We start from the raw sequence: 24,518 nt of genomic DNA, 5'->3' as shown, positions 1-24,518 counted from the left end.
GAATAATAATGAAAGCTATCGTACAACAATATAAAGCTGGATTTGAAGGGGTAGAATATAAAGTATTACCAGAGATAACACCTAATACTGGAGAAGTGAAAGTGAAATTAAAATCAGCCGGCTTAAATCATCGTGATTTATTTATAATGAATAATAGAAAAGAAATGCAATTACCATTAGTTCTAGGATCAGATGGTGCAGGTATTGTTACGGAAATCGGAGAACATGTTCCAGGTACGTTATTACAAACGGAGGTTATTATAAATCCTAGCATTGGATGGGAAAATATTGCCGAAGTACCAGATTTACCAGAGGTGCTAGGTGGACCGAGAGATGGGACGTTTGCTGAATATGTTATTGTGCCAGCTGAAAATGCAGTGGCAAAACCGTCATATCTTTCTTGGGAAGAGTCTGGGGTTCTATCTTTATCGGCACTAACTGCATATAGAGCACTTTTTACAAAGGGTAGATTAAAGTGTGGAGAACATGTTTTAATTCCGGGGATAGGCGGCGGTGTAGCGACATTTGCCATGTTATTTGCAAAAGCAATTGGCGCAAAAGTAAGTGTTACTTCAAGGGTAGAGAGCAAAAGAAGGTTTGCCGAAACATATGGCGCAGACTTTTCTTTTAATAGTTCTGGAAATTGGGAAGAAAGTTTAAGCGGAGAGAAAGTAGATTTAATAATTGATAGTATAGGTCCAGCAACATTTTTAAAATACTTTGATGTATTAAAACCAAATGGGAGAATTGTTAATTTCGGTGCAAGCTCAGGAGATAAAATTGAATTGCCATTACGAGCGTTATTTTATAATCAAATCGATATAATGGGAACATCTATGGGTAGCCGTGAGGAATTTCATGAAATGGTTAAGTTTATAGAGAAACATAAAATTAAACCAATTATTGATAAAGTATATTCGTTAGAAGAAGCCATTCAGGCGTTAAATCGTATGGAACAAGGAGAACAATTTGGTAATATTGCACTTCGTATGTAATAAAAATATGATTTCGCAACTAGTATATTTAAATAACTATGTTATGTATTCTACATATGAAAAGTATGTAATTCGTATTGTAATTAAGGTTTTTCAGCTTAATACATAATTAGCCGTAATAATTAGTCTCACTATTGTCAAATGAGTAATAGTAAAATGAGAATTAGATGAGAAAAGTTTAAGCCCATTTTCATATTGATGTTGTATACTGTGTAAATCAAGAACGTTTTTATTTAAGGAGAGAGTATTATGAATTACACAGTATTTCAATGGTTTAATAATTTTGCTGGATCGTCCAAACTATTAGATACGCTAATGATTGCTATTACAAATAGTGCTGTATATGTAGCAATTTTGTTTATGTTTATCTTATGGTTTAATAATGGAAAGAAAGTCAATGCCATAAAAAAACAATACACAGTGTTATATACGACACTTTCAGTCATTATCGCTTTACTAGTAAATGTTGTGATACATGCGGTATATTACCATCCACGTCCTTTTGTATCACATGATGTACATCAATTAGTGCCACATGCAGCAGATTCATCATTTGTTAGTGATCATTCTGTACTTGTATTTTCCATTGCATTTGTATTTTTACTTAGAGGAGAAAAACTTAAATATGTCGCTCTTATTTGGGCAGTATTAGTTGGTGTATCACGTATGTACGTAGGAGTTCATTATCCTCTCGATATACTTGGTGCTGCTTTCTTAACATTTATTACGAGCGGTTTAGTAGTGCAAAGTACACGTATGCTTGAACCGATAGCGAAATTAGTATTTAAAATGTACGCATTGGTAGCGAAACGCATTCCTTTTTTAGCGAAATATAATCATATAGCTTAATTCTTATAAATAATTATTTGTAAGTTTGTTTAAAAGTTCTCCTTTGGCAATCCAGAGGGGAACTTTTTTATTTTGCACAAGATAAGGGTTTGCGTATTAAAAGAGTGGCGAAAGAACAACTGAGTTAGCATCAAAATTTCTTATTAAATTTGTAGTTTATTATAAGTTAATCTTTATGTGACGGAATATTCTTAAATTTCACGCACCGTACTGTAAATAGATAAATACAGAAACAATAACTACTTTCAGGCTGTTTTAAAGGAATTAAAAAGAAAACTTCGAAACATATAGTATCGAAAACAAAAATTACATATTTTAAAGCACATCTTTGCATGTATTAATTAATAGAGAAAGGAGATAAACATGCATAAACTTCAAACGAATAAAGGCGCGCGGTATTTTATGGTTGCTTTTATTGTTTTGTTTCTTATTATGCTTTTGCGTTTTTTCTATATTCAGGCAGTAGGAGTCCTGCATAATGTGGATGTAAAGGATCTAGCAAATGAACAACATAATAAAAATGGTGTTTTGGAAGCAAATCGTGGCACTATATATGATCAAAATGGAAAGGTGCTAGTCCAAGATTCCACAACGTATCGTGTCGTTGTAAATTTGAAAGGTACAGATAAGGTGAAAAATAAAGAGGAAACTGCAGGGCAATTAGCTGATGCGCTTGAAATTGATAAAGAGGACGTATTAAAAAATTTTCATGAGGGGCGTACACAAGTTGAAATCGGAAAAGTTGGCCGGAATTTATCTAGAGAAGTGAAGGAACAAATAAGGCAATTAAAAATCCCAGGTGTATCCTTTATGACAGAGAAAGCAAGAGTATATCCAAATGAAGATTTTGCATCCTATATACTTGGTTTTGCTAGGCCAGATAATAAAGGAAATACAGAAGGGAAATTTGGACTTGAAAAAAGTCTAGATAAATATTTGCGCTCTACAAATGGGAAAATAGAATATGTGGGCACGCAAGGGGGTATTCCCCTTACAAATGATATAGGAAAAATAGAACCCGCTAAAAATGGAAATAACGTGTACCTTACGCTTGATAAACAAATTAATAGTTTTTTAGAAGAAGCGATGAATAAGGCACAAGAACACTATGATCCTTCTATGTTAGTAGGAATCATAGCGGATCCAAAGACAGGGAAAGTTTTAGCGATGTCTAGTAAACCTAGTTTTAATCCTAATAAAGGCGATATTGAATATTTTTTAAATGATCCAATCGCGAATGCATACGAACCAGGTTCAACAATGAAAATATTTACGCTAGCTGCTGCAATTAATGAAGGTGTATATAACGGAAAAGAATATTTCCAATCCGGAAAATATTCCGTTGGTTCATCTGATATTAAAGATCATAATGGTGGATTTGGATGGGGGTCTATTACATTTGATGAAGGTTTTGAAAGATCATCAAACGTAGCTTTTTCTATTTTAGAAGATCAGTTATTGAAACCGGATAAATTTAAGCAATATATGAATAAATTTGGATTCAACCAAAAAACCGGCATAGATTTACCTGGTGAAAGTAAAAATACTTTATTATTAAATACACAAATTCAACAAGTTACAACTTCTTTTGGACAAGGTTCTACAGTAACTCCGATTCAATTAATTCAAGCAGCTACTGCTATAGCAAATGACGGAAAAATGATGCAACCATATATCGTTGACAAAGTTGTAAATCCGACAAACAAACAAGTTATTATGGAAAATCAACCGAAAGAAACTGGAAATCCGATAAAAAAAGAGACAGCGGACAAGGTAAGGAACTTAATGGAGCGTGTTATTACGTCTTCAAAAGGTACTGGTACAATGTATAAAGTAGATGGTTATCCAATAGGAGGTAAGACCGGAACAGCGCAAATTCCGAATCCTGAAAATGGACGATATATGGAAGGGAAAGAAAATTATATTTTTTCATTTTTAGGTATGGCTCCGATTGATGACCCAGAGTTAATTGTATACTTAGCTATTAAACAGCCAAAGTTAAAGGGAGACGAGTATGGAGCTCAGCCGCTTGCTGAAATATTTAAACCAGTTGTGAAAAATAGCCTTGAATATTTAAAGGTGAAACCATATACAGAAAAACAAATGGCAGATGCAACGAAACGATCCCAATTAAAAGTACAAAACTATGTCAATCAATCAATGGATACAGTAGAGAATAGTGTGAAAAAAGAGAAGCTCCAACCGATAATTTTAGGCGAAGGAAAAATAATAAAACAATATCCGCAATCTGGTGAAGTAATGAGTGAAGGGGATCGTATATTTTTATTAGGAAGCAACGCAAAAATGCCAAATTTACAAGGGTGGTCAATGCGTGATGTTATGTATTTCTCCAAGCTATTAAAATTGGATTTAAAAACTACAGGTACGGGTTATGTGACGAGACAAAGTCTAGAAAAGGGACAAGATATACAAGAAGGCGACACATTAGAAATAGAATTAGAACCACCTTTACAACCGTTAGCAGAAGCGAATACAAATTAATTCGGATAAAGTGAAGGGTCTATATACTATAGGCTCTTTTTTTATAGTTAAAGTGTATAGAGATAATAATGTGTACGAAAGTCAACCTGAAAGTTTAGTTGAATAAAAAATGTTATAATATTAGTGGGATTTTAGAAAAGTAGGGGTAAAAAATGAAGAGCATTACAAGATTGATTCAAGTCATCCTAGTAAGTACACCAATCTTAATTCTTAGTGGATGTTTCTCTAACTTCTCTAACTTCTCTAAAGATGACTTGAACCAACCAATACAAGGATATTTAAAAACAAACTATGGAATACAAGGTGGATTTTCTATTATTGATACAGATGATTATTGGTTTCAAGGGGTTGACCATCAAACGTATGTAGAAATGAAAAAGCCATATCATGCTTATCCGTTCCTAATGATTGAAAGAGGTACATTGAAAATTTTAAATGATGGCAGTGACGATATCTATCTTGAACAATTCAAGGGTGCATATATTGAGCAACATCCAGAAGTAGTTCAAGCAATTGAACAGATCATAACAAAATATGGGTTAGTGAAATATCCTAATAAATTTTTCTCCGTAGAAGATGGTCCTGTTTATATATTTCCTTACGACAACATTGAGTTTAATATAATTTATTCTCAAGAGCTACTTGATGATTTTAAAAAGACCCAAAAGATAGATACTACTGAGCTTTTACCTATATTAATACCAAGTGATCCCCGACGTGAAAATTATAATGGCAGTTATTTAGGTGTGGTAAATTTTCTATTTAAATTTGACGTGTCTAAAAATAAACATCCTATTCCAAAGGCCCAAGATCTAATTGAGGACTTTCAAAAAAGTGGAGTATTAACAAAAGGGATATACAACATAGATATGTTAGTAGATGATTCAAATGGGGGATCGGAATATAATAATGTAGCTTTGTTTGAAGGCGATGAAAATGGTAAGTATACCATAATTGCTACTCCTAAATACGATGAGTTAAGGGACACTTACTTTTATGGTGATTACGCAGCTCAAAACAATAAAGAATAGAATCTTAGGTTGAATTATCGCAAAGTTCAATAGTTTATTTGATTATACATACAAAATATTTTATCTAAAAATAATAGGGACTTAAAGGAATAGAATGAATCTTCTTCAACAATTGAGCACTTTTTTTATTACAGTTAAGTATCTTATATCGGAAATTTAACAAGCATAACCCGTCCTAAACTTTAAAACGAGGTTATGCTTGTTTTTAGTTTTTAACAGCTTTATTGTTTTATTACATAATGTAATTTCACGCACCGTAATTATTAGAAAAAATAATAAATAAGAGAATCCACACAGTGACACATTGGTAAATATCTGATTATTTTTTATTTACAGTTAAATGTTTCTGTGATAATATGGAAAAAATTAAATGCATTGAAGAGAAGAGTAAATAAAATGAATTTTTCACAGAGAGCTCCACTTAGCTGAAAAGGAGTAAAAATTTTTTATTGAACCAAGCCTCTGAGCAGCGCATTGGAACCTATTATTAGGGGATGGTGTGACGGGAGCTCCCGTTATAGAGCTATGGTATAAGCATGAATTAGAATGCAGTACCAGATAAGGTTAATATGGTGACATATTAACAAACTAGGGTGGCACCGCGATGATAAATCTCGTCCCTAAGACTAAAGTCTTGGGGGTGGGATTTTTTTATTGTTTTAAAACAATTTAGAAAGCGGGGGCCTAAAATGAAAAACTTACTTAAAAATTGGAAATATCCTTTATTACTACTGTCCGGAGTTGGTATTGCGAATTTAGGGGCATGGATTTACTTAATAGCACTGAATGTACTTGTCTATAATATGGGAGGATCAGCCTTAGCTGTTGCTACTTTATATGTAATTAAACCATTAGCCTCCTTATTTACAAACGCTTGGTCAGGAAGTATGATTGATCGTTTAAATAAACGGAAGTTAATGATTTATCTCGATATATATCGTGCGGTATTTATCGCTATTTTACCTCTACTTCCATCACTTTGGATTGTTTATGTATTCGTATTTTTTATAAGTATGGCCAATGCGATTTATGAGCCAACTGCTATGACGTATATGACGAAATTAATACCAGTAGAGCAAAGACAACATTTCAACTCATTACGTAGTTTAATAGGATCTGGTGCATCTTTAATCGGTCCAGCGATAGCGGGAGTATTGTTAATAGCAAGTACACCCGAATTTTCTATATATATGAATGCTATAGCATTTCTCTTATCAGGAGTAATTACATTGCTGTTACCTAATCTTGATAAAAAATCCGATATTCATATGTCAAATGAGACGTTATCTTTAGCTGTACTAAAAAAAGATTGGAACATCGTTTTAAATTTCAGTAAAAAATCTTTATATATCGTTTTTGTGTACTTCTTATTTCAAGGAATGATGGTATTAGCTGCCGCGAATGATTCACTTGAATTATCATTTGCGAAAGAGGTTTTATTGTTAACAGATAGTGAATATGGCTTTTTAGTTAGTATCGCTGGAGCCGGGTTTATTTTAGGAGCCATAACAAATACAATTTTATCAAAAAAATTAACACCTTTATTTTTAATTGGAATAGGATCATTATTCGTCGCAATCGGTTATTTAATTTATGCTTTTTCAAATGAGTTTTTAATAGCTACTATCGGATTCTTTATTTTATCTTTCTTTATGGCATATGCAAATACAGGATTTAACACCTTTTATCAAAATAATGTCCCTGTCCATATCATGGGACGGATTGGGAGTATATATGGGTTTGTGATTGCGGGCATCACCATTTTAATTACGATATTGTTCGGAGTTGCAACTCAATTTATTTCTATACAACTTGTGGTTATTGTAGGCTCATTAGTAATGCTACTTATTACTATCATATTGTGTGTATTTACTTTATTACCCTCACATTTTAAAGTGCATTCCTCTGAGTCAATTAATTCAAAATAGTTCTCTTGTTTTTGATTTACGGTATTCAATAGGAGGGTTCATCCTCCTATATATGGAAAAGTTAGAAGGGTGAACAATATTGATAAACGAGGGTGGTTTTTGTAATGAAAACAAAGGATCAAATAGACAGCATTGTAAAAGAAATGCATCGGCATATAGATTTCTCTGGGGTAATTTTAGTGAAAGAAGAAAAAGGCATAGCCTATGAAGAGGCGTTTGGTTACGCAAATCGAAATGAATGTATAAACAATACGCTACAAACAAAGTTCGGAATTGCCTCCGGTTGTAAAATATTCACTGCCATCGGTATCTGTCAACTTGTTGAAAAAGGTGTAATTACTTTTCATACAAAGTTAAAAGAGTGTTTAAGTATTAAATTTCCAAACTTTAATGAAGAGATTACAATACATCATCTTTTGACGCATAGTTCGGGTATTCCGGATTATTTTGATGAAAGTATTATGAATAACTTTGAGGATCTTTGGAAAGAAACCCCTATGTATCTTTTTAAAAGTTTAAAAGACTTTTTACCACTATTCCAAGACAGAAATATGAAGTTTGCACCTGGAAGTAAGTTTCACTACAACAATGCGGGTTTTATTATACTGGGATTAATAATCGAAGAACAGACAGGACTTAAATTTACGGAGTATATAGAAAAAAAGATATTCAATCCAATTGGTATGAATGATTCTGGCTATTTTTCTTTAGATAGATTACCAAGACACACAGCTGTAGGATATATAAAAGACGAAATTAACCAAAATTGGAGAACAAACGCCTACTCTATACCAATAAAAGGAGGTTCTGATGGTGGTGCTTTTATTACTGCGCCAGACATGCTGAGGTTCTGGGAAGCGTTATTTAACTATGAAATCATAAGCCGAGAATATACAAAAATACTTTTAACTCCTCACATTCAAGTAAATACTAATCAATCTTACGGCTATGGAGTATGGATTGAAACAAGAGAAAATAAGATATTTAAATATCATGTAATGGGGTATGATCCAGGCGTCAGTTTTCGCTCGGCCGTATATCCGGACCTAGGAATTACAGTAGTTATTCCATCAAATAAAGGGGCAGGACCCGAAAAATTAATGAAAGAAATAGAAGGAGCTTTTTAATTATATGGATATAGAAATTAGAGCGTATAGAAAAGAGGATGAAACTGGTTGGGTACGTTGTCGTGTGTTATCTTTTTTAGATACAGCGTATTACGATAACGTATTTAGAGAAAAAGAAAAATATGAAAATCCTGCTATTGAATTAGTAGCAGTATATGAAAATCAAATTGTGGGTTTAATAGATATCGAATATGAATTAGAAGAACGTGCAGTTTGTTCAAGAGGAACTGGTCTTGGCGGCATGATTTGGCATATTGCAGTTCATCCGGATTTCCGTAGAATGAAAATTGGTAATCAACTATTAAAGGAAGCGGAGAAGTTAGTGAATGAACTTAACCTAAATCGCCTAGAAGCATGGACTAGGGACACCCTATGGGTACATGGATGGTATGAAAAGAACGGATTTGTAAACGTAGATTCATATTTACACGTATACTCGGATCATACTGACGAGCTAAAAGGTGTCATGAAAAGTAATATAGATCAGCTATATCCAGTTCAAACATTTGCTCATTATACAGGTGAAAATAAAGAAGAAATAAGAAAACAATTTAAACGAGTTCATGATTGTTTTTGTTTCGAAAAGTATTTTAACTAACAGTTCATACAGGTTATTAGATATGTTTGTTTTGAATAAAGATGCTAACAGACGTACGAGTCAAAAGTATGTCTGTTTATTTTTATTAATAATGCTTACGACTATTACATTATGTACCGTAATAAATAGACGATAGTATAACCAAAAAATTTATAATGAATTAACAAAAAAAGTGTAAACACATTCATCCCTTGTTTATCCATGCTGTGAACGGTAATACTAAATAACATTGAACTTTTACAACAAGGGATGATAATATGATATTCATTTACACAGATTTCGGCGGAACGCATTCAACTTCACTTGCTGCAGCTTATCATTTAAATAAATTACCAACGGATCGTAAGTTAACGAAAGAAGAAATTTTGAATGTAGATTACTTTAATAAATTGAAAACAGAAGATATGGGGAAAATTATTTTTCATGGAATAGACGAAAATGGTAATCTGGTATATACAATTGGATGCGGCGCATCCAAAGTTGTTGTACCTGCGATGAAACATTTAGGAGAGATTTTGCAAAACCATTATCAAAGTCATGAAAAGATTGTTTTTTCTAATACATCACCAACAGTCCCTTTACCTATGACTTTCGGTGGACTGTTTTCTAGAAGGTTCCACATCGACTTTATCGGTGTACCATTACTCGTATGGGGAGCAAAACTTAGCTGTGATAACATACAAAGACTTGTTAGTTATACGAAAGAAGCCGGGCGATTGACGAATGATTATGTTGTAATTTTAGATAATGAAACTTTTAAATAATTGTATGATAAAAGAAAATCGAGCAAATTCCTTGATTTTCTTTTTAATTTGTGAAAAAGACAAGAAATATTCACATTTATTATCTATCTACTATAGCCAAAACAATAAAGTCCTGTTACTATTACAGGGATATTCTCTTTTCGTAACATAAATATATAGAAAAGTCAGAAAAGAGGAATTGAATTAAGGGAGGAACAACATGAAGCGTGTTGCTTGGATTACTGATAGTACAACTGCGAGTTTTACAACAGAAGGAGATAACTTTGTTATCCCGATTGAAGTTATTATTGATGGTGCGTCGTACAAAGATTGTGAAGAAGGTGTGCGTGAGCGCGTCTATAATGCGTTAAACGAAGGTAAAACTGTCACTACATCACAGCCTAACATAGGGGAAATGGTAGAGTTATTTTCGAAATGCAAAGAAGAATATGAAGAGGGATTTGCAGTTGCTATTAGCGGAAAAGTAAGTGGAACTTATCAAAACATGAAGTTAGCTGCAGACATGGCAGGTTTCCCATTAACGGTATTGGATAGTGAAACAACAAGTTATCCAATGGATGAACTAATTACAAAAGCGAAATCGTTATACAATGATGGTATGACGTTACAAGATATACACAAAACATTAGTAGATGAAAAAAGAAGACCTTATTATGTATTCCCAAAAAGTTTAAAAGGTCTATATGCAAGTGGACGTGTAAAAGGAGTCCAATTTTTACTTGGAAGTTTATTAAGTGTCAACTTAATATTAGAAGTAAAAGGTGGAGAGCTTTTACTTGAAAAGAAAGTTCGCAAAATCCAAAAATGTCGAGAATACATTAAAAATGAGCTTGAAAAAGAATTACCAAAAGTACTACACATGTTCCATGCTAACGATAAAGATGGAGCTGAAGAATGGATTTCAGATATTAGACAAGCATTCCCTGAAATGGATTTCAAACTATATCCATTACCAATTTCATTTGCGGTTCATGCAGGTGAAGGAACAATAGCAATTAGTTATTAAGAGGAAAACCCGTGAATGATTCGCGGGTTTTTTTATTTAATTAAATTGAAAATGGAGGTATATTACGTCGCCATCAAGCAAAAAGTCTCATTTTATTGTTTTTAGGAGCAACCAATTCCTCAACTTGATTTCAAATTAAAAATATAAACCTTTGCCTACTGGCTGAACAGTTTCTAGTACAGTATCGACCATTTCTTCATTGATTAGGGTTCTTATAATCCAAGCTGAGAGATCTTGAGCAGCAAAACATCCTGCAGCAGTAGAGATATTTCCTTCGTTTACGAAACTTTGTTCAATAACATCTACATCGAATTCTTTAAGCTGTTCTACTACGGATGGATATGTAGTCGCTTTTTTACCTGTTAGCAATTTTTTAGCTCCTAGTAATAATGAACCAGAACACATAGATCCTATTAATTGTCTTTGAGGATCTACATGAATGCTATTAAGATACTCTTGATTTTTATATAAATTTTGTACACCCTTACCACTTGCAAATATTACAGCGTCAGCGGACGGAATATCAGATATGCATCCTGTCATGGGAATACGTAAGCCAGACATGGATATATGAGTTTTTCCCGTTCCTAATAGTTGAACGTTCCAATCAGAAATACCGCCAACTAGACGTACACGATTTAATAAATCCCATGGTAGAAAAACATCTATATCAGTAAAGTTATCAAAACAGACTATTGCAATTTTCATTTTCTAATCCACCCCTTACTGTTGTTACCAGTGCCAATTAACTTTTCTAATAAAACAATTGCTTTAACATTTGATTCTAATTCCATAAGTATGTCCCCTTATTTACAAGATGAATTTCTCCTGTTTATGTTCTATATTAAGTTATAAACCCCTGTATATTCCATGCATTTGAAAGAGGTATTAGCAATTTTTTAACTCACCCAAACATATAAATCAATTAAATCTTCTGCTTGATTTCTACCGATTCGTTCTACAAAACCAACATTTTTAGCAATAACGCGTAAGGTATTTGGAAATGAGAATCTTTAACTTTCTCGAGCAAGTTGGTGTAATTCTTCACATACAGAAATAGAAATAAAAGTGTCATCAGAATAGTAGTCCTGCTCCACTTGTTAAATAAAGGAGAGGTGATGATATCCGTTTACATGTATATTTTATTAAATAAAAGATTATACACTTACAAAATATGTGGCATTGCAATATCCTATACATACCTTAAATTCTGTTATATAGAGAGATAAAAGGATTTTTTAAGATAAAAATAGAAATCTATATAAAAATATATACAAATGGTAGGGATATTATGAAAATAGGTAAATTTGGAGAATTAAATAACATAAGTATAGATACAATTAGACATTATATGGACCTCGGCCTCATTATTCCTGAAAGAAAGGGATCGCATTATTTTTTTGATGAGTATTGTCAAACAGATTTAGAACTTATATTACATTACAAAGGTCTAGGATTTAGCTTGAATGAAATTAAAAAACTATTTTTTTATAAAAATTTAGCGAAATCTATGAATTACGAAAAAGATACTTTTTACCAATCTTTATTTAAATTGAAATATGACCAGATGGAACAGGAAATAGAGATTTTGGAAAAGAAACGGGATAAATTAAAGGAAGTGTTACATGATTTATTATTAACAAATGAAATTTCGAATTCAATTATAGGGATAGATTTAAGCGTACTTCATTTGCTTACATGTTCTAAGTGTAGCAAAAAACTAATTCTTCAAGATGGAATTATTACTAACAATCAAATTACTGAAGGGAAGTTAATTTGTAATTGTGGTGAAGAATACATTATTACTTCAGGAATTATAACTGCGGGTAAATCATTTAAAGCAAATGAGCGAACGTCACTTGAAGATACTATTTCGGATTATATTCATGAAACTGATAATGCGTATTTGGAAAATATGCATAGGGAAGGGGAATGGGCGAAAAAGAAACTAATACATTTAAATTTAAATAACAAATTAATACTGGATTTAGGATCGGGACTTGGATTCTTTTTGAGAAACATTTATGAAGAACTGCCCGAAAATTGCATATATATTGCAGTGGATCGAGATTTAAATAAACTTTTATTTTTAAAAGATGTATTAGCGAGAAGAAATCCGAAAAGAAACATTCTCTTTATCTGTGCTGATTTTTTGAATATCCCTATTCAGGATAGGTCTGTTGATATTGTAATTGATCATTCTGGTACGAGCAATTATAGTTTTGACCATGAGAATTTTTTACTTCACGAATTAAATCCGCTTTTTAAAACGGATTGTTATTTATTAAGTTTATTTATTTTATTTAAAAATTTCAGCTCAAATAGCCAAATTACAAATAACTTTCGAGCAAATTTTACACTTTCAAAAGTAACGAAAGAAATCCAAAATTTACACTTTCAATCCATTGATGAAAGTACTTCAATTTATTTGAAACGAGGAGGAAAGTACGAGGATTTCTTTGTTCAAGGAGAAGAAATTTATACATATTCATTTTTCGGAAAAAGATGGGGTTAACCCCATCTTTTATTTGTTTTCCCTTAAAACTTTTCAAATAGTACATATTGCTATTGGGTTGACCCAAGAACTTACAATGTACGTAACACAAAGTTAGGCAGGGGGGAAAGTGATGGGAAGTTTACGATTACATGTAGAAAATAAAAAAAGAAACCAAGAACTAAGAAATATTTGTTTATATTCAATTGCAAAAACAGTATCAATATTCGGTAGCTCTATGTATAGTTTCGCGCTAGGATTATATGTTTTACAAATAACTGGATCTGCGTTAAATTTCGCGATTACGCTCATATTAGGAACGATTCCAATGATTGTTATGAATCCATTTGCCGGTGTAATTGCTGATAAAGTTAATAAAAAGAAACTCGTCGTTTGTATGGATTTACTAAGTGGGTGCTTATTAATAACTGTTTATATATTAAGCAGCTATTATGGATTAAACTTATTCATCATTTATACTACAACCTTTCTTATGACGGTCTTTACAACCTTTTTCGGAATAGGATTAGAAGCTGCAAAACCAAATATCGTCTCTAAAGAGAGGCTTATGAGTATTAATTCTATAAGTAAAATTATCGATTCTGTATCTTTAATTCTCGGCCCTATGTTAGGTGGCATCGTTTTTTCAGTATTTAATATTAAGACTTTTATAATTATAAACGGTATTTCTTTTATTCTTTCAGGGATAGCATTACTATTTATTCATTTTAAACTGTTCGAGTACAACATAAATGAGGAAAATTCAAAAAGAGGAGTTAATTTTATTATAGATATAAAAGAGGGGTTTTCTTACTTACTTGAAAAGGAAAGCTTAAAGAATACGTTTCATATTTTAATTTCGTTTAATTTCTTCTTAGGCTTTGCTGTAACTGTTCCATTGCCATACATTATTAACACAGTACTCAATCTTGGTTCTAAGCAATTTGGTATCATTCAAGGGACTTTTCCAGTAGGGATGATAATTGGTGCAATTGTAGTAAAAAAGATAACTGATCGTTTTTCTTACTCTTATCTTTTGAAAAAGCTAAGTTCTATGTTGGCAGTTTGTATGATTATTTTAGGGATTCCAGTTTTATTCAAAAGTTTTGAAGTGAATGATTTAGTATTCGTTATTACATATTGTGTTGTTATGATCTTTTTAGGGTTTATTATAGCGATAATTGATATTCCTTTAATTTATTTCATGCAAAATGAGATTCCCGATGAATACAGGGGAAGGGTTCTCAGCATTGGATTAAGTATAGGTAAAATGATGCTTCCTATAGCAATGGCACTATCCGGTCTATTATTAAATTATATCCCAGCCTACACCATTCCAATTGTAGGTGGATTCTTATATTTAATAGTAATTAAAGTTTCATCAAATCGTTTCATATTAGAGGTTCATTCAAAAGATTATAGTGCTTAGTAGATTCTTAGCTGATTTATAGAATGGATATTGCTACATCTTTCAAGGCAAGAAAAGCAAATACTATAAAACGAAAAATGGACTGATTTCCTATGGACAATGTTGAAGAGATTACACATTGGTTTTAGGGGGCTAAATACAATAAGAAAATTTAGCTTTATGGATTGACCTTCCACCTACAGGAAGCAGTATATTTAAAACATTAATAACAGGAGGTGAGTGGTATGCTTTCAATTGGGGAGTTCTCAAAAATATCTCATCTTACAATGAAGACGCTGCGCTACTATGATGAAATTGGGCTTTTAAAACCTGATTTCATAGATGATAAGAATGGCTATCGCTACTATAATATTTCCCAATTAGAAACAGCTTTATTGATTACACGATTAAAAACTTATTTATTTTCGCTGGAAGAAATTAAGGATATTTTAGCAAAGTGGGAGAATACTGAGTTGCTCAACTCTAAAATGAAAGCCAAAAAAGAAAAACTAAAACAACAGATTACATTTTATTCTTCTTTATTAAATAAATTAAAGTTTGATATTCAACAATTAGATGAAGAGGAAAGTATCATGGATTACTTAAATCACATTGAGATTAATCTTGTAAATCACTTAACCTATCATATAGTATCTCAGCGAAAACGAATAAATATCGCTGATTTCCTAACACACTTTAATGGGTTGTTTAGTAAAATTTTATTTGAAAATTTATCGCCTATTGCAAAACCACTTGCTATATTCCATAGTTCAGAATATGTCCCTGAAAATTATGATGTAGAAATTGCGATTCCTCTTGCAAAAGCCACAAATAAAACAAAAGTGTTTCATCCCGGACTTTGCGCAATGGCTATGCTTAATGGATCTTACGATGAATTGCCTTCTATTCATACAAAGCTACATGTTTGGGTTAAAGAAAATAACTATAAACTGAATGGCGCTCCGTTTGAAGTTTATAAAACGAACCCTTATAGCACAGCGAAGGAGAATAATATTATAGAAGTATATTTTCCTATAAAATGAATAAAGGAAGGGATGTATCAAAATGTATGGTATAAACCGGCCAACGATAAAAGAAAAAATCTTGATTGTAGTTGCTGAGATTATTTATTTAATCATTGCATATTACTTACTTTTCATTACTTATTTTAACCCAGTCATTTCAATAGGGCTTTTTATAGCTTTAATTATTACCGCTTTACGATTAACAGCTATGATGTTTATATGGTTGCCTAGAGGGATTGCATGGCAAGAAGCCATTATGAACAGTATTGCTTTTGGAATATATTATGTAGGTTTTCCAATCTTAATGATTACTAGTAATCAGGATTCAAACTTAACAGTTCTTATTATAGGCTGGACATTGTTTTTAGGAGGAAGTATATTAAACACAGTTTCAGAGTTACTTAGAAAATCTTTTAAAGACAATCCTATAAATCAAGGTAAGCTATATACAGGCGGTTTATTTAAATATGCGATTCATATTAATTATCTTGGGGATTGCATTTGGGTACTTGGTTTAGCGTTAATCTCTAGTAACATGTATAGTTTATTTATCCCGCTAAGCCTATTCTTAGTATTTATTTTTGACTATATTCCAAAATCTGATGTTTACTTACAAAACAAGTACAGGGAACAATTTACAGTTTATAAACAGAAAACAAAAAAACTAATACCGTTTATTTGGTAAATCAGCTTCATAAATTATAATAAGCGCAGGATAATCATCCTGCGCTTATCTATCGTAGTTCAGCTGTCTTTCTAATAACAATCTTATCAATATCATCTTCTTCATCACCGATAAATAAACCGCGTTCTTTTAAATACGCCTCAAAATATAAATCTGCTTCTGCACGTTCATCGTATGGTTTTACAGATAGAACGAAACCTAATTTATTTTGTTCCTCTAAATGAGAAGTGGAGATGTAGGCCGGTACATTGTGGCGTAAAAAGAGTTCTTTAACCGGAATAATCATATCTTTCATTAATTTCGTTAACATACCCATTTCAAACTCGAAATTAAAGCGATCTATGCTACATAAATCAGCGAATACTACACCGATAAAACCTGTATTAAATACTTCTTGATATTCTACTTCTTCGTTACCGTAAAAATTCTTTTCGATTAAATAATTTATAAAGTAAGAAACACCGTCACTTTGTTCAAATGGTTTCGTTGAAAGAACAAAGCCGATTTTCTTTTGTTTATGTAAATACACACATGACATGTATGCTGAAATGTTATGTTCTTTAAATAGAGAACTTGTTGCTCCAGAGAGGCCATCAAGTACGTGATGAACAATTTGAAGTTTTTTACGAGCGAAATAATAGGATTTCTTTTGTAACTCCAATGTATCAATAAAGACAGAGCCGATAAAGCCTGTATTTGAAATAATAGGTGTTTGCTTTTTTCTTCCTCTGCGCTTTGCTTGAGCCATTGTAAAAATCATCCCTTCATGTACAATTAAAATAAAAAAAGAACGTTTGTTCGTATATTTATATTTTACTATTAAAACGCTCTAAAGTAAAGGGTTTTTGATGAAAAAATAACAAAAAAGACACCTATAAAAGGTGCCTTAAATGCTGTAGGGAAGAGGTTTCATCCCAACTATTTATATTATGATACAGAAACGATCTCTTCTGTATCTTCTACATCTAAATGACAGTCCATAGTACGAACATCTTGATCTTCATGACTTCCGAAATAAATAGTAATTTTCATATGTATCGCTCCTTTATTCTAGGAATACCTAAAATAATTACTAGTAATGTTACTGTTTATTATATACCACTTTTTTCATTCCGACAACGTTATATCATTTTTAATTCTTTTAGGGAAAAAAAGAGTAATGTATAGAGATATTTTTATAGAAATAGATACATTTCTTATGTGTTATATTTAATACTGAAGAATTCGAAAACGAATTTTTATGAAAGGAGAAAAATGAATGAATTATAAACAGTTACTAATAGATAACTTCACATATAAAACCTCATATATTGCGCGGCGGTTACATGGAATGAATGTAAAAGAATCGAAGGATTACATTGCTGTCGACTGTGGTTTACCGGCAGATACATTTAATATCATTACTATACTAAACAATAATTTAACGGAAGGTATTGAGAAACTATATAAAGTGGTAAACAACTATAATCAAAAGAAACTTCCAATGAGTGTTTGGTTTTGGGATGATAGGCATGTACAGACTATAAAAAGTGAATTAATAAAACTTGGCTTAAAAGAAGCAGAACAAAATATCGCGATGGTAGCAGACTTACAAACAATTCATCCGACAATAAACATGCCAGAAGGTTTTACGATACAAAAATTATCTTCGTCAGGACAAATTAAAAAGTTTGGGGAAACATTAGCTAATCTATTTGGTACATCAGAGGAAGGTACACATGTACAAGCGTTCTACAATCAAACTGCTTCTTTCGATTTATGGAATAGTGAACAAATGAAGCTGTACTTAGGATTTTATAAAGAAGAAGTTGTATCGGTTGGTTCATTAGTATGTACAAAAGATAGTATTGGTATTTATGATATAGCAACTAAAGAAGAAATGAGAGGGCGAGGATTTGGCTCCACTATGTTTAATTACTTGCTGCAAGAAGCGAAAGAATTGAAAGTTGCTCAATGCGTATTACAAGCTTCACCTGATGGCATTAATATTTATAAAAAGACTGGTTTTCAATCTGTAGGACAAATGACTGTTTTTGAAAATCGACATTTAATAGAATAAATCATCCAAGTCAAATTGCTTTCATGTAGGAGTTAAAACATCATTATGAAGAAAATATATATCAGTACAATCATTTGCACCTTTATAGTAATAGGTACTTTTGTTTTTCATAAAGTAAATGAACTTAAGTACACGAAAGCTATTGATCAATTAAATCATATAAAAAACATTGCACATAGAGGCGCTTCTGCGTATGCGCCGGAACATACAATATCAGCGTATAAATTAGGACAACAATTAAAAGGAGATTATATAGAAATTGATCTCCAAATGACAAAAGACGGACATTTAGTAGCTATGCATGATGAAACAGTAAACCGCACTACAAATGGTACGGGGCTAGTTAAGGAACATACATTAGAAGAAATAAAGCAACTTAATGCAGGTTCTTTTTTTAATGAAAAGCATCCAAGTTTAGCGAAGAAAGAATTTGAAGATGCTAAAGTTCCAGCACTAGAAGAAATTATTGAAACGTTTGGGCATAATGCTAATTATTACATTGAAACAAAATCGCCAGATGAATATCCTGGTATGGAAGAAAAGCTATTAGAAATTATAAAGCACTACGAAATAAGTGATAAAGTTATTATTCAATCATTTAGTGAAGCAAGTCTGCAAAAGATTCATATTTTAGATGTTAATATACCTCTAGTACAATTACTACCTTACAAAAAGACAGCTCAATTAACTGAATTAGAGATTAAAAATTATAAAACATACTGTATCGGTCTTGGGATGAACTATAAATATATTGATTCAGCTTATGTAAAGAGAATAAAGAGACACGGATTAGAAGTTCATCCATTTACTGTAGATAATCAAACAGATATGAAAAAGCTACTTTTATGGGGCGTTGACGGGATGTTTACGAATTACCCAGATCGTTTACATTCATTATTACAACCTTAAACTATAATGGTGTAATTATCACTGAATCAATAATCCAAATACCCACAAGTATACAAAGATAGTTTGTCATCCAAATGGTAACATCATTGAATACATAGAGCCGATATTGAAATGAAATCCGAAAAAAAATCCAATATTTTTATTGGATTCTTTTTATTTAGCTCTAAGTGACGAACTTAAAGCAATATGAATTTGAATTTGTTAATAAAATATTACATTGAGTATGATTTTTTGTAATTACCATCAGAAAGTAACGAAATTGTAATGAATTTTAACTACGCTTTTTATATTTTTTTGATACACTGGCTACGAGAGGAATACCAATTAATGTAGGTAAAAACCAAAACCATATAGGCGGCAATAAATTAATTATGGGAATATGAATACCGACGTTTACTAAAAGTGCGGTAACGGCACCAATATAAGAACCTAACATACCTCTAATATGGTGATGGAGCCAATTTTTCCAACGTTTTTTTCGTGCGAGGTATCCATATAACGCAAATGAATAAGATAAAATCGCTACATAAAATAAATATGCGATTTTATCCCAGTTTATAATGGATAATATAATTGCAGTAACGGTGATCACAACATAGGATGCATGGTATATTTCACCCCATTCCGTATGTTTTCCTTTCTTCTTTTGAGCAACCATAGCTACAATACCGGTGATTAAACATATTGTTCCAAATAATATGTGGATGGTTAAAAGAACATTGAAAATGCTCATAATAATTCCTCCTTTTTTATTTTTATAGTATTGCAGTATAGGAGAAAAGTTGAAACATATTGTTTATTCGCCTTAATATATTGAATTAAAGGTATTTCTAGAACGAATTTAAACGGACAAATTTTTCTTGAATTTTGTGAGTCACGTATTACGTGAAATGAAGGAGAGACTACCATGTTTACATCTATTACATATTTACAATCTGGGAATGAGAAGCAACAAAAAGTATATGATGTTTTGAATAAACTAAACATTATGGAGGATTTAGCTTTGTATAGTCCGGTTCTTTGCGGGACAATTCCTATTAGAATTGATACTCTTCAATCTGACTTAGATATAGTAATGGAAGTACATAACTTTAATGTTTTTGAACAGGAAATGAGATCTTTATATGGCTCTTATGAAGGATTCAATATAAAAAAGAAAAAAATTAAAAATACCGAAACGATAAAAGTAAAATTTGAATTTGAAGGTTTTGAATTTGAATTATTTGCTCAGCCTAAGCCGGTGCGTAACCAAAATGCATATAGACATATGATAGTAGAGCACATGTTATTAATGCAGCATCCCTATATAAGGGAAGAAATTCTTCGCTTAAAAGAGAACGGTTTAAAAACAGAACCTGCTTTTGCTCAAGTATTAAATATTGACGGAGATCCTTATGACGAACTTATTTTATTGGGACAGGAAATGAGATTGTGGTAAATAGGATACACAAAAACTCCTCTATAAATAAAAGAGGAGTTTTTGTTATGCCATCAGTTTACGGATTAATTCACTCAACAATTTAACCCCATAATTAATTTGCTCCGTAGAAGCATATCCATATGATAAACGAATGTACCGATCTGATTCTTCTTCATATATACGTCCTGGATTTAAAAGAATTCCTTTTGACAGTGCCTCTGAAAATAATTTCTTCATCGGAATGCTAGGTACAACCTTTAGCCATATAAATAATCCACCACTAGGAATGTCCCACGATGCAACATCTGCGCAGTACTTATTTAAAGCCCGTATCATGATTTGTCTTCGTTCTTTTAATTGAATTCTTACGTTTGCAACATGTTCTTCATAAAAACCTTTATTTATCCATTCAGCAGCAACTCTTTGAGATAAAGAGCTCGATCCATAGTCTGTTTGCATTTTTATATCTGACAATCTATCAATTACAGGTTCTGGTCCAATAATCCATCCAATTCTAAGTCCTGGGCTAAGTGTTTTAGAAAGACTACCAACATATAATACATGTCCATATTTATCTATCGACTTTAAAGGAGCTGGAGGTGGTTCATCAATCCATAACTCTCGGTAAATATCATCTTCAATTATAGGTAACTGTTCCTTTTCACATATTTTTATTATTTCTTTTCTTCGTTCTTGAGACATTAATGCCCCTGTTGGGTTTTGAAAACTAGGGATAGAATATAAAATGTTTTTCTTTTGACTGTATTTAATGCGTTTTAATAATTCGTTAGGTAAAATACCGTGATGATCCATAGATATACCAGATAGATTTATATTTGCTGATTGAAATACATGAAGTGAATATAAGTAAGAAGGTTGTTCAAGTAAAACGGTTGATTCTCTATGTAAAAGACCAATTGATATTAATTGGAGTGCTTGTAATGCACCAGAGACGATTAATATAGAACTGGCTGATGTATGTATTCCGAATGATTTTACGTATTTACTAATTGCTTCACGTAACGGCAAAAAACCTTTTTGTTCTTCGTATCCAAAATAATCTATTTCGTCACTTACGCTTTTCATAATGGACTGCATAGTTTCTAACGGGAAAAGTTGAGGCGCAAGTTCACCTTTACTAAGATGGATAAGTTCTTTATTTGCTTCTGCTTCATTGATTTCTCGTACCATTAACTTGCTAGGTTTGTGAATACCAGCTTTTACATATTCACTCCAATCAGGCGGGGGATTCGTCGCTAATAATGACCATGTATTATTTGTTACAATTGTTCCTGCTCCGATTAGTCCTTGAATTAAGCCATCTGCCATAAGTTCATCTAGCGCAGTGATTACAGTACTCCGATTTACATGAAATAACTTTGCTAATTGTCGCTGACTAGGAATCTTACTCCCGATAGGCCATTCTCCATTTTCAATTTTTTCTTTCGTATAGTCTACTATCTGCCGATATTTGGGCAGTTTTTTATTCGTTGTCATAAAATAACTCCCTCGATCACCTTAAAAATGCATAGTGGTTGGTTTTTACAATAATTAACTGGTTGAAGACATTGTATCAACTATTAAATATGATGAAAAGAAATAATTGGTAATTTTAAAATGGTTGGTTTATTAGGAAGGGAGAGAAAACATGCATAATAAAAAATGGGATTTTCGGATTATTTGTGCGCATACTTTTACGATTTTAATATGGGGGACTGCCTTTCCCGCAATTCGTATGGGGCTCGAATCTTATACACCGGAGCATCTTACTCTACTACGTTTATTAATCGCTTCATTTATACTCCTGTTGTTTTCTTTTATTTACAAGTTACGGCTGCCGGATTTAAAGGATATCCCAGTGATTTTTATATTTGGTGCTTTAGGGTTTACTATTTATCACATCGCATTAAACTACGGCGAAAAAACAGTAAATGCTGGATCTGCAAGTTTAATTGTTTCAGTCACACCTATAGTAACGGCAATTTTTGCTTCTGTTTTTTTGAACGAAAAAATGAAATTAAATAGTTGGATTGGTGGTGTAATTAGTTTTATAGGAATTGCTTTCATATCATTTAGTCAAGGAGATGCAATTCAATTGAATAGTGGGGGATTATTTATATTATTAGCAGCAATTTCAGAAAGCCTATTTTTCGTTTTCCAAACTTCTTACTTGAAAAAGTATGGCTTCTTGCCATTTACAATATATACAATTTTATCTAGCACTGTATGTATGCTTATTTTCTCGCCAGGAGTGTATACAGAAATACTAGCAGCTCCTCTTGAAGTGAATATGAGTGTTGTATATTTAGGTTTATTTCCAACAGTACTCCCGTATATGGCATTGGCATATATCATATCTCATGCTGGCGCTGCTGAGGCAACAAGCTCTCTATATTTAACGCCAGTAACTGCATGTTTTATTGCTTGGATATGGTTAGGTGAAATACCGACTTTTATTTCGATAATTGGCGGGGGAATTACTATACTTGGAGTTTTAATTGCACATGTATCATTAAAAAAAGAAATACAAAGTGAAGAGTACTGTAATACAACAAGGTAGTTTGGTTAGTATTTGCAAGAGATGTAATTGAACTGTTAATTAGATTTCTTATTAGAGGAAGGATTAACATAATGTTAATCCTTTTTATTTATACAATTCTTACTAGTAATATTCATATAAAATTGTATAGTTTAATTATTTTTTTACATATACATAATTATCATCTGCTATTTTCTATATGAAGGGAGGCATCCTTTGGAAAAAGTATTATTTTTCGGAGACCCAGGTATTGATGACTCGTTTGCCATTATGTTTGGTTTACTGCATCCTGAAATTGAAATTGTCGGTATTGTAACTGGATATGGAAATGTTGAACATATACATGCTGCGCATAACGCAGCGTATATTTTACAGTTAGCAAATAGACAAGACATTCCTGTAATTAGCGGTGCAACAAAACCACTTACAGAAGAAATTACAACATATTATCCTGAAATTCATGGACCAGAAGGATTAGGGCCTATTCATGTGCCAGAAAGTGTATTGTCTATCCCGATATATAATTTTGGTAGTATTGCTTCGATTCTTGTAAAGTACGGAAAGGATTTAACAATTGTCGATGTAGGAAGATCTACCTCGTTAGCGATTGCTTTTAATTTATGGAATGATTTAATGCTAAATGTAAAAGGAATATATTTCATGGGTGGTGTCTTTTTAGAAGTAGGAAACGTTACGCCGTTAGCAGAGGCAAATGTGTATGGAGATCCTATTGCAAGTAAAATTGTTTTTCAGCAAGCAAAGAATTTATTAATATTTCCTTTAAATGTAACAAACAAAGCTGTGTTAGCACCAAATGTATTTAACTATATCCAAGCTAATTCAAAGAATCCATTTCATACGATAATGAAACCGATGTATGATTACTATTTATCTGCATACCAAAAACTTAATCCATCTATCGAAGGGCCTTTGCTACATGATGTGGTTGCTATAAGTGGATTAGTTAACCCAAGTTTTTTTGAATTTGTGCATCGTACAGTGAATGTAGATACATACGGAGATACGAAAGGACAAACATTTGCTGATTTTCGACCTAGTTCTATATCGGAAGGAGCCCGTATAGCTTTAGAAATAGATGAAGAAAAATTTATTCAAGATTTTATTAAAACTATGCTATAAGTCGCTATCGAAACAGGTATTTATTTCACTACGTTGAAT

22 protein-coding genes and 1 other annotated feature are annotated in these 24,518 nt (G+C 32.1%); of the genes, 18 read left to right on the top strand and 4 right to left on the bottom strand.

Translation table 11 applies throughout. The annotated features are described in order from the left end of the window. Positions 1-8: 8 nt before the first annotated feature. The 9 genes from MKO96_RS01515 (at position 9) to MKO96_RS01475 (ending at position 10,800) form a co-directional block, all read left to right on the top strand. The gene (locus tag MKO96_RS01515; RefSeq protein ID WP_240586422.1) at positions 9-995 is read left to right on the top strand and encodes a zinc-binding dehydrogenase; all 987 of its coding nucleotides are present in this window, start codon (positions 9-11) and stop codon (positions 993-995) included. A 249-nt stretch (positions 996-1,244) separates the two neighbouring features. Then, positions 1,245-1,844: an undecaprenyl-diphosphatase gene (locus tag MKO96_RS01510; RefSeq protein WP_240586421.1), complete on the top strand. Its 600-nt coding sequence runs from the start codon at positions 1,245-1,247 to the stop codon at positions 1,842-1,844. Between the two features lie 363 nt (positions 1,845-2,207). Beyond that, positions 2,208-4,346 carry a penicillin-binding protein gene (locus tag MKO96_RS01505; RefSeq protein WP_240586420.1) on the top strand — a complete coding sequence of 713 codons (2,139 nt, stop codon included), beginning with the start codon at positions 2,208-2,210 and terminating at the stop codon, positions 4,344-4,346. A 152-nt stretch (positions 4,347-4,498) separates the two neighbouring features. Further along, entirely contained in the window at positions 4,499-5,377 is an 879-nt protein-coding gene (locus MKO96_RS01500) for a hypothetical protein (protein ID WP_240586419.1), read from the top strand. Positions 5,378-5,743: 366 nt separating this feature from the next. Further along, positions 5,744-6,002 (top strand) — a binding site (T-box leader). Positions 6,003-6,066: 64 nt separating this feature from the next. Then, the gene (locus MKO96_RS01495; protein ID WP_240586418.1) at positions 6,067-7,305 is read left to right on the top strand and encodes an MFS transporter; all 1,239 of its coding nucleotides are present in this window, start codon (positions 6,067-6,069) and stop codon (positions 7,303-7,305) included. Positions 7,306-7,409: 104 nt separating this feature from the next. Further along, complete coding sequence (locus tag MKO96_RS01490; RefSeq protein WP_240586417.1) at positions 7,410-8,432, top strand: serine hydrolase domain-containing protein; 1,023 nt, start codon at positions 7,410-7,412, stop codon at positions 8,430-8,432. 4 nt (positions 8,433-8,436) lie between these two features. Further along, the gene (locus tag MKO96_RS01485; RefSeq protein WP_240586416.1) at positions 8,437-9,030 is read left to right on the top strand and encodes a GNAT family N-acetyltransferase; all 594 of its coding nucleotides are present in this window, start codon (positions 8,437-8,439) and stop codon (positions 9,028-9,030) included. Positions 9,031-9,287: 257 nt separating this feature from the next. Beyond that, positions 9,288-9,794, top strand: coding sequence for a DUF3189 family protein (locus MKO96_RS01480; RefSeq protein ID WP_240586415.1), 507 nt, complete (start codon positions 9,288-9,290; stop codon positions 9,792-9,794). 199 nt (positions 9,795-9,993) lie between these two features. Then, a complete protein-coding gene (locus MKO96_RS01475) occupies positions 9,994-10,800 on the top strand; it encodes a DegV family protein (RefSeq protein WP_240586414.1) in 807 nt (268 codons plus the stop codon). Between the two features lie 135 nt (positions 10,801-10,935). On the opposite strand, the gene MKO96_RS01470 is transcribed toward MKO96_RS01475, so the two are convergent. Continuing rightward, positions 10,936-11,508, bottom strand: a complete 573-nt coding sequence (locus MKO96_RS01470) for a DJ-1/PfpI family protein (RefSeq protein ID WP_240586413.1) — start codon at positions 11,506-11,508, stop codon at positions 10,936-10,938. 583 nt (positions 11,509-12,091) lie between these two features. On the opposite strand from MKO96_RS01470, the gene MKO96_RS01465 reads away from it, so the two are divergent. The 4 genes from MKO96_RS01465 to MKO96_RS01450 all read left to right on the top strand — a co-directional run bounded on the left by MKO96_RS01465 (position 12,092) and on the right by MKO96_RS01450 (position 16,412). Then, positions 12,092-13,315 (top strand): methyltransferase domain-containing protein, encoded by a 1,224-nt coding sequence (locus MKO96_RS01465; RefSeq protein ID WP_240586412.1) that lies wholly within the window; start codon positions 12,092-12,094, stop codon positions 13,313-13,315. Positions 13,316-13,427: 112 nt separating this feature from the next. Continuing rightward, a complete protein-coding gene (locus tag MKO96_RS01460; RefSeq protein WP_240586411.1) occupies positions 13,428-14,723 on the top strand; it encodes an MFS transporter in 1,296 nt (431 codons plus the stop codon). A gap of 224 nt (positions 14,724-14,947) precedes the next feature. Then, positions 14,948-15,745, top strand: coding sequence for a MerR family transcriptional regulator (locus MKO96_RS01455; protein ID WP_240586410.1), 798 nt, complete (start codon positions 14,948-14,950; stop codon positions 15,743-15,745). Between the two features lie 22 nt (positions 15,746-15,767). Continuing rightward, positions 15,768-16,412, top strand: a complete 645-nt coding sequence (locus tag MKO96_RS01450; protein ID WP_087980559.1) for a DUF1295 domain-containing protein — start codon at positions 15,768-15,770, stop codon at positions 16,410-16,412. 49 nt (positions 16,413-16,461) lie between these two features. Here the strand turns inward: MKO96_RS01450 and MKO96_RS01445 are convergent, their stop codons facing one another. Further along, entirely contained in the window at positions 16,462-17,160 is a 699-nt protein-coding gene (locus MKO96_RS01445; RefSeq protein WP_033657770.1) for a hypothetical protein, read from the bottom strand. Between the two features lie 510 nt (positions 17,161-17,670). Between MKO96_RS01445 and MKO96_RS01440 the strand changes: the two genes are divergently transcribed. Next, complete coding sequence (locus tag MKO96_RS01440; protein ID WP_240586409.1) at positions 17,671-18,471, top strand: GNAT family N-acetyltransferase; 801 nt, start codon at positions 17,671-17,673, stop codon at positions 18,469-18,471. A 45-nt stretch (positions 18,472-18,516) separates the two neighbouring features. After that, positions 18,517-19,380: a glycerophosphodiester phosphodiesterase gene (locus tag MKO96_RS01435; RefSeq protein WP_240586408.1), complete on the top strand. Its 864-nt coding sequence runs from the start codon at positions 18,517-18,519 to the stop codon at positions 19,378-19,380. Positions 19,381-19,651: 271 nt separating this feature from the next. Here MKO96_RS01435 and MKO96_RS01430 read toward each other — a convergent pair whose 3' ends face one another. After that, positions 19,652-20,113 (bottom strand): DUF2306 domain-containing protein, encoded by a 462-nt coding sequence (locus MKO96_RS01430; protein WP_240586407.1) that lies wholly within the window; start codon positions 20,111-20,113, stop codon positions 19,652-19,654. A gap of 174 nt (positions 20,114-20,287) precedes the next feature. On the opposite strand from MKO96_RS01430, the gene MKO96_RS01425 reads away from it, so the two are divergent. Then, entirely contained in the window at positions 20,288-20,818 is a 531-nt protein-coding gene (locus MKO96_RS01425; RefSeq protein WP_240586406.1) for a DUF4269 domain-containing protein, read from the top strand. 45 nt (positions 20,819-20,863) lie between these two features. Here the strand turns inward: MKO96_RS01425 and norG are convergent, their stop codons facing one another. After that, positions 20,864-22,297 (bottom strand): efflux pump transcription regulator NorG, encoded by a 1,434-nt coding sequence (gene norG, locus MKO96_RS01420; protein WP_240586405.1) that lies wholly within the window; start codon positions 22,295-22,297, stop codon positions 20,864-20,866. A gap of 151 nt (positions 22,298-22,448) precedes the next feature. Here norG and MKO96_RS01415 point away from each other — a divergent pair, with 151 nt between their 5' ends. Together MKO96_RS01415 and MKO96_RS01410 are read left to right on the top strand one after the other, a co-directional pair. Beyond that, positions 22,449-23,360, top strand: a complete 912-nt coding sequence (locus MKO96_RS01415; RefSeq protein WP_240586404.1) for a DMT family transporter — start codon at positions 22,449-22,451, stop codon at positions 23,358-23,360. Positions 23,361-23,555: 195 nt separating this feature from the next. Beyond that, complete coding sequence (locus tag MKO96_RS01410) at positions 23,556-24,479, top strand: nucleoside hydrolase (protein ID WP_240586403.1); 924 nt, start codon at positions 23,556-23,558, stop codon at positions 24,477-24,479. The last annotated feature ends 39 nt before the right edge of the window (positions 24,480-24,518 follow it).

This window comes from Bacillus sp. ES1-5 (genome assembly GCF_022487605.1).
Lineage (GTDB): Bacteria > Bacillota > Bacilli > Bacillales > Bacillaceae_G > Bacillus_A > Bacillus_A wiedmannii.
The sequence above is the reverse complement of the archived record's forward strand: the minus strand, read 5'-3'. Positions and strand labels throughout refer to the sequence as shown.

Bases quoted from the DNA above. Each gene is read 5' to 3' on its own strand.
- MKO96_RS01515 (WP_240586422.1), top strand. From the start codon at position 9: ATGAAAGCTATCGTACAACAATATAAAGCTGGATTTGAAGGGGTAGAA.
- MKO96_RS01510 (WP_240586421.1), top strand. From the start codon at position 1,245: ATGAATTACACAGTATTTCAATGGTTTAATAATTTTGCTGGATCGTCC.
- MKO96_RS01505 (WP_240586420.1), top strand. From the start codon at position 2,208: ATGCATAAACTTCAAACGAATAAAGGCGCGCGGTATTTTATGGTTGCT.
- MKO96_RS01500 (WP_240586419.1), top strand. From the start codon at position 4,499: ATGAAGAGCATTACAAGATTGATTCAAGTCATCCTAGTAAGTACACCA.
- MKO96_RS01495 (WP_240586418.1), top strand. From the start codon at position 6,067: ATGAAAAACTTACTTAAAAATTGGAAATATCCTTTATTACTACTGTCC.
- MKO96_RS01490 (WP_240586417.1), top strand. From the start codon at position 7,410: ATGAAAACAAAGGATCAAATAGACAGCATTGTAAAAGAAATGCATCGG.
- MKO96_RS01485 (WP_240586416.1), top strand. From the start codon at position 8,437: ATGGATATAGAAATTAGAGCGTATAGAAAAGAGGATGAAACTGGTTGG.
- MKO96_RS01480 (WP_240586415.1), top strand. From the start codon at position 9,288: ATGATATTCATTTACACAGATTTCGGCGGAACGCATTCAACTTCACTT.
- MKO96_RS01475 (WP_240586414.1), top strand. From the start codon at position 9,994: ATGAAGCGTGTTGCTTGGATTACTGATAGTACAACTGCGAGTTTTACA.
- MKO96_RS01470 (WP_240586413.1), bottom strand. From the start codon at position 11,508: ATGAAAATTGCAATAGTCTGTTTTGATAACTTTACTGATATAGATGTT.
- MKO96_RS01465 (WP_240586412.1), top strand. From the start codon at position 12,092: ATGAAAATAGGTAAATTTGGAGAATTAAATAACATAAGTATAGATACA.
- MKO96_RS01460 (WP_240586411.1), top strand. From the start codon at position 13,428: ATGGGAAGTTTACGATTACATGTAGAAAATAAAAAAAGAAACCAAGAA.
- MKO96_RS01455 (WP_240586410.1), top strand. From the start codon at position 14,948: ATGCTTTCAATTGGGGAGTTCTCAAAAATATCTCATCTTACAATGAAG.
- MKO96_RS01450 (WP_087980559.1), top strand. From the start codon at position 15,768: ATGTATGGTATAAACCGGCCAACGATAAAAGAAAAAATCTTGATTGTA.
- MKO96_RS01445 (WP_033657770.1), bottom strand. From the start codon at position 17,160: ATGGCTCAAGCAAAGCGCAGAGGAAGAAAAAAGCAAACACCTATTATT.
- MKO96_RS01440 (WP_240586409.1), top strand. From the start codon at position 17,671: ATGAATTATAAACAGTTACTAATAGATAACTTCACATATAAAACCTCA.
- MKO96_RS01435 (WP_240586408.1), top strand. From the start codon at position 18,517: ATGAAGAAAATATATATCAGTACAATCATTTGCACCTTTATAGTAATA.
- MKO96_RS01430 (WP_240586407.1), bottom strand. From the start codon at position 20,113: ATGAGCATTTTCAATGTTCTTTTAACCATCCACATATTATTTGGAACA.
- MKO96_RS01425 (WP_240586406.1), top strand. From the start codon at position 20,288: ATGTTTACATCTATTACATATTTACAATCTGGGAATGAGAAGCAACAA.
- norG (WP_240586405.1), bottom strand. From the start codon at position 22,297: ATGACAACGAATAAAAAACTGCCCAAATATCGGCAGATAGTAGACTAT.
- MKO96_RS01415 (WP_240586404.1), top strand. From the start codon at position 22,449: ATGCATAATAAAAAATGGGATTTTCGGATTATTTGTGCGCATACTTTT.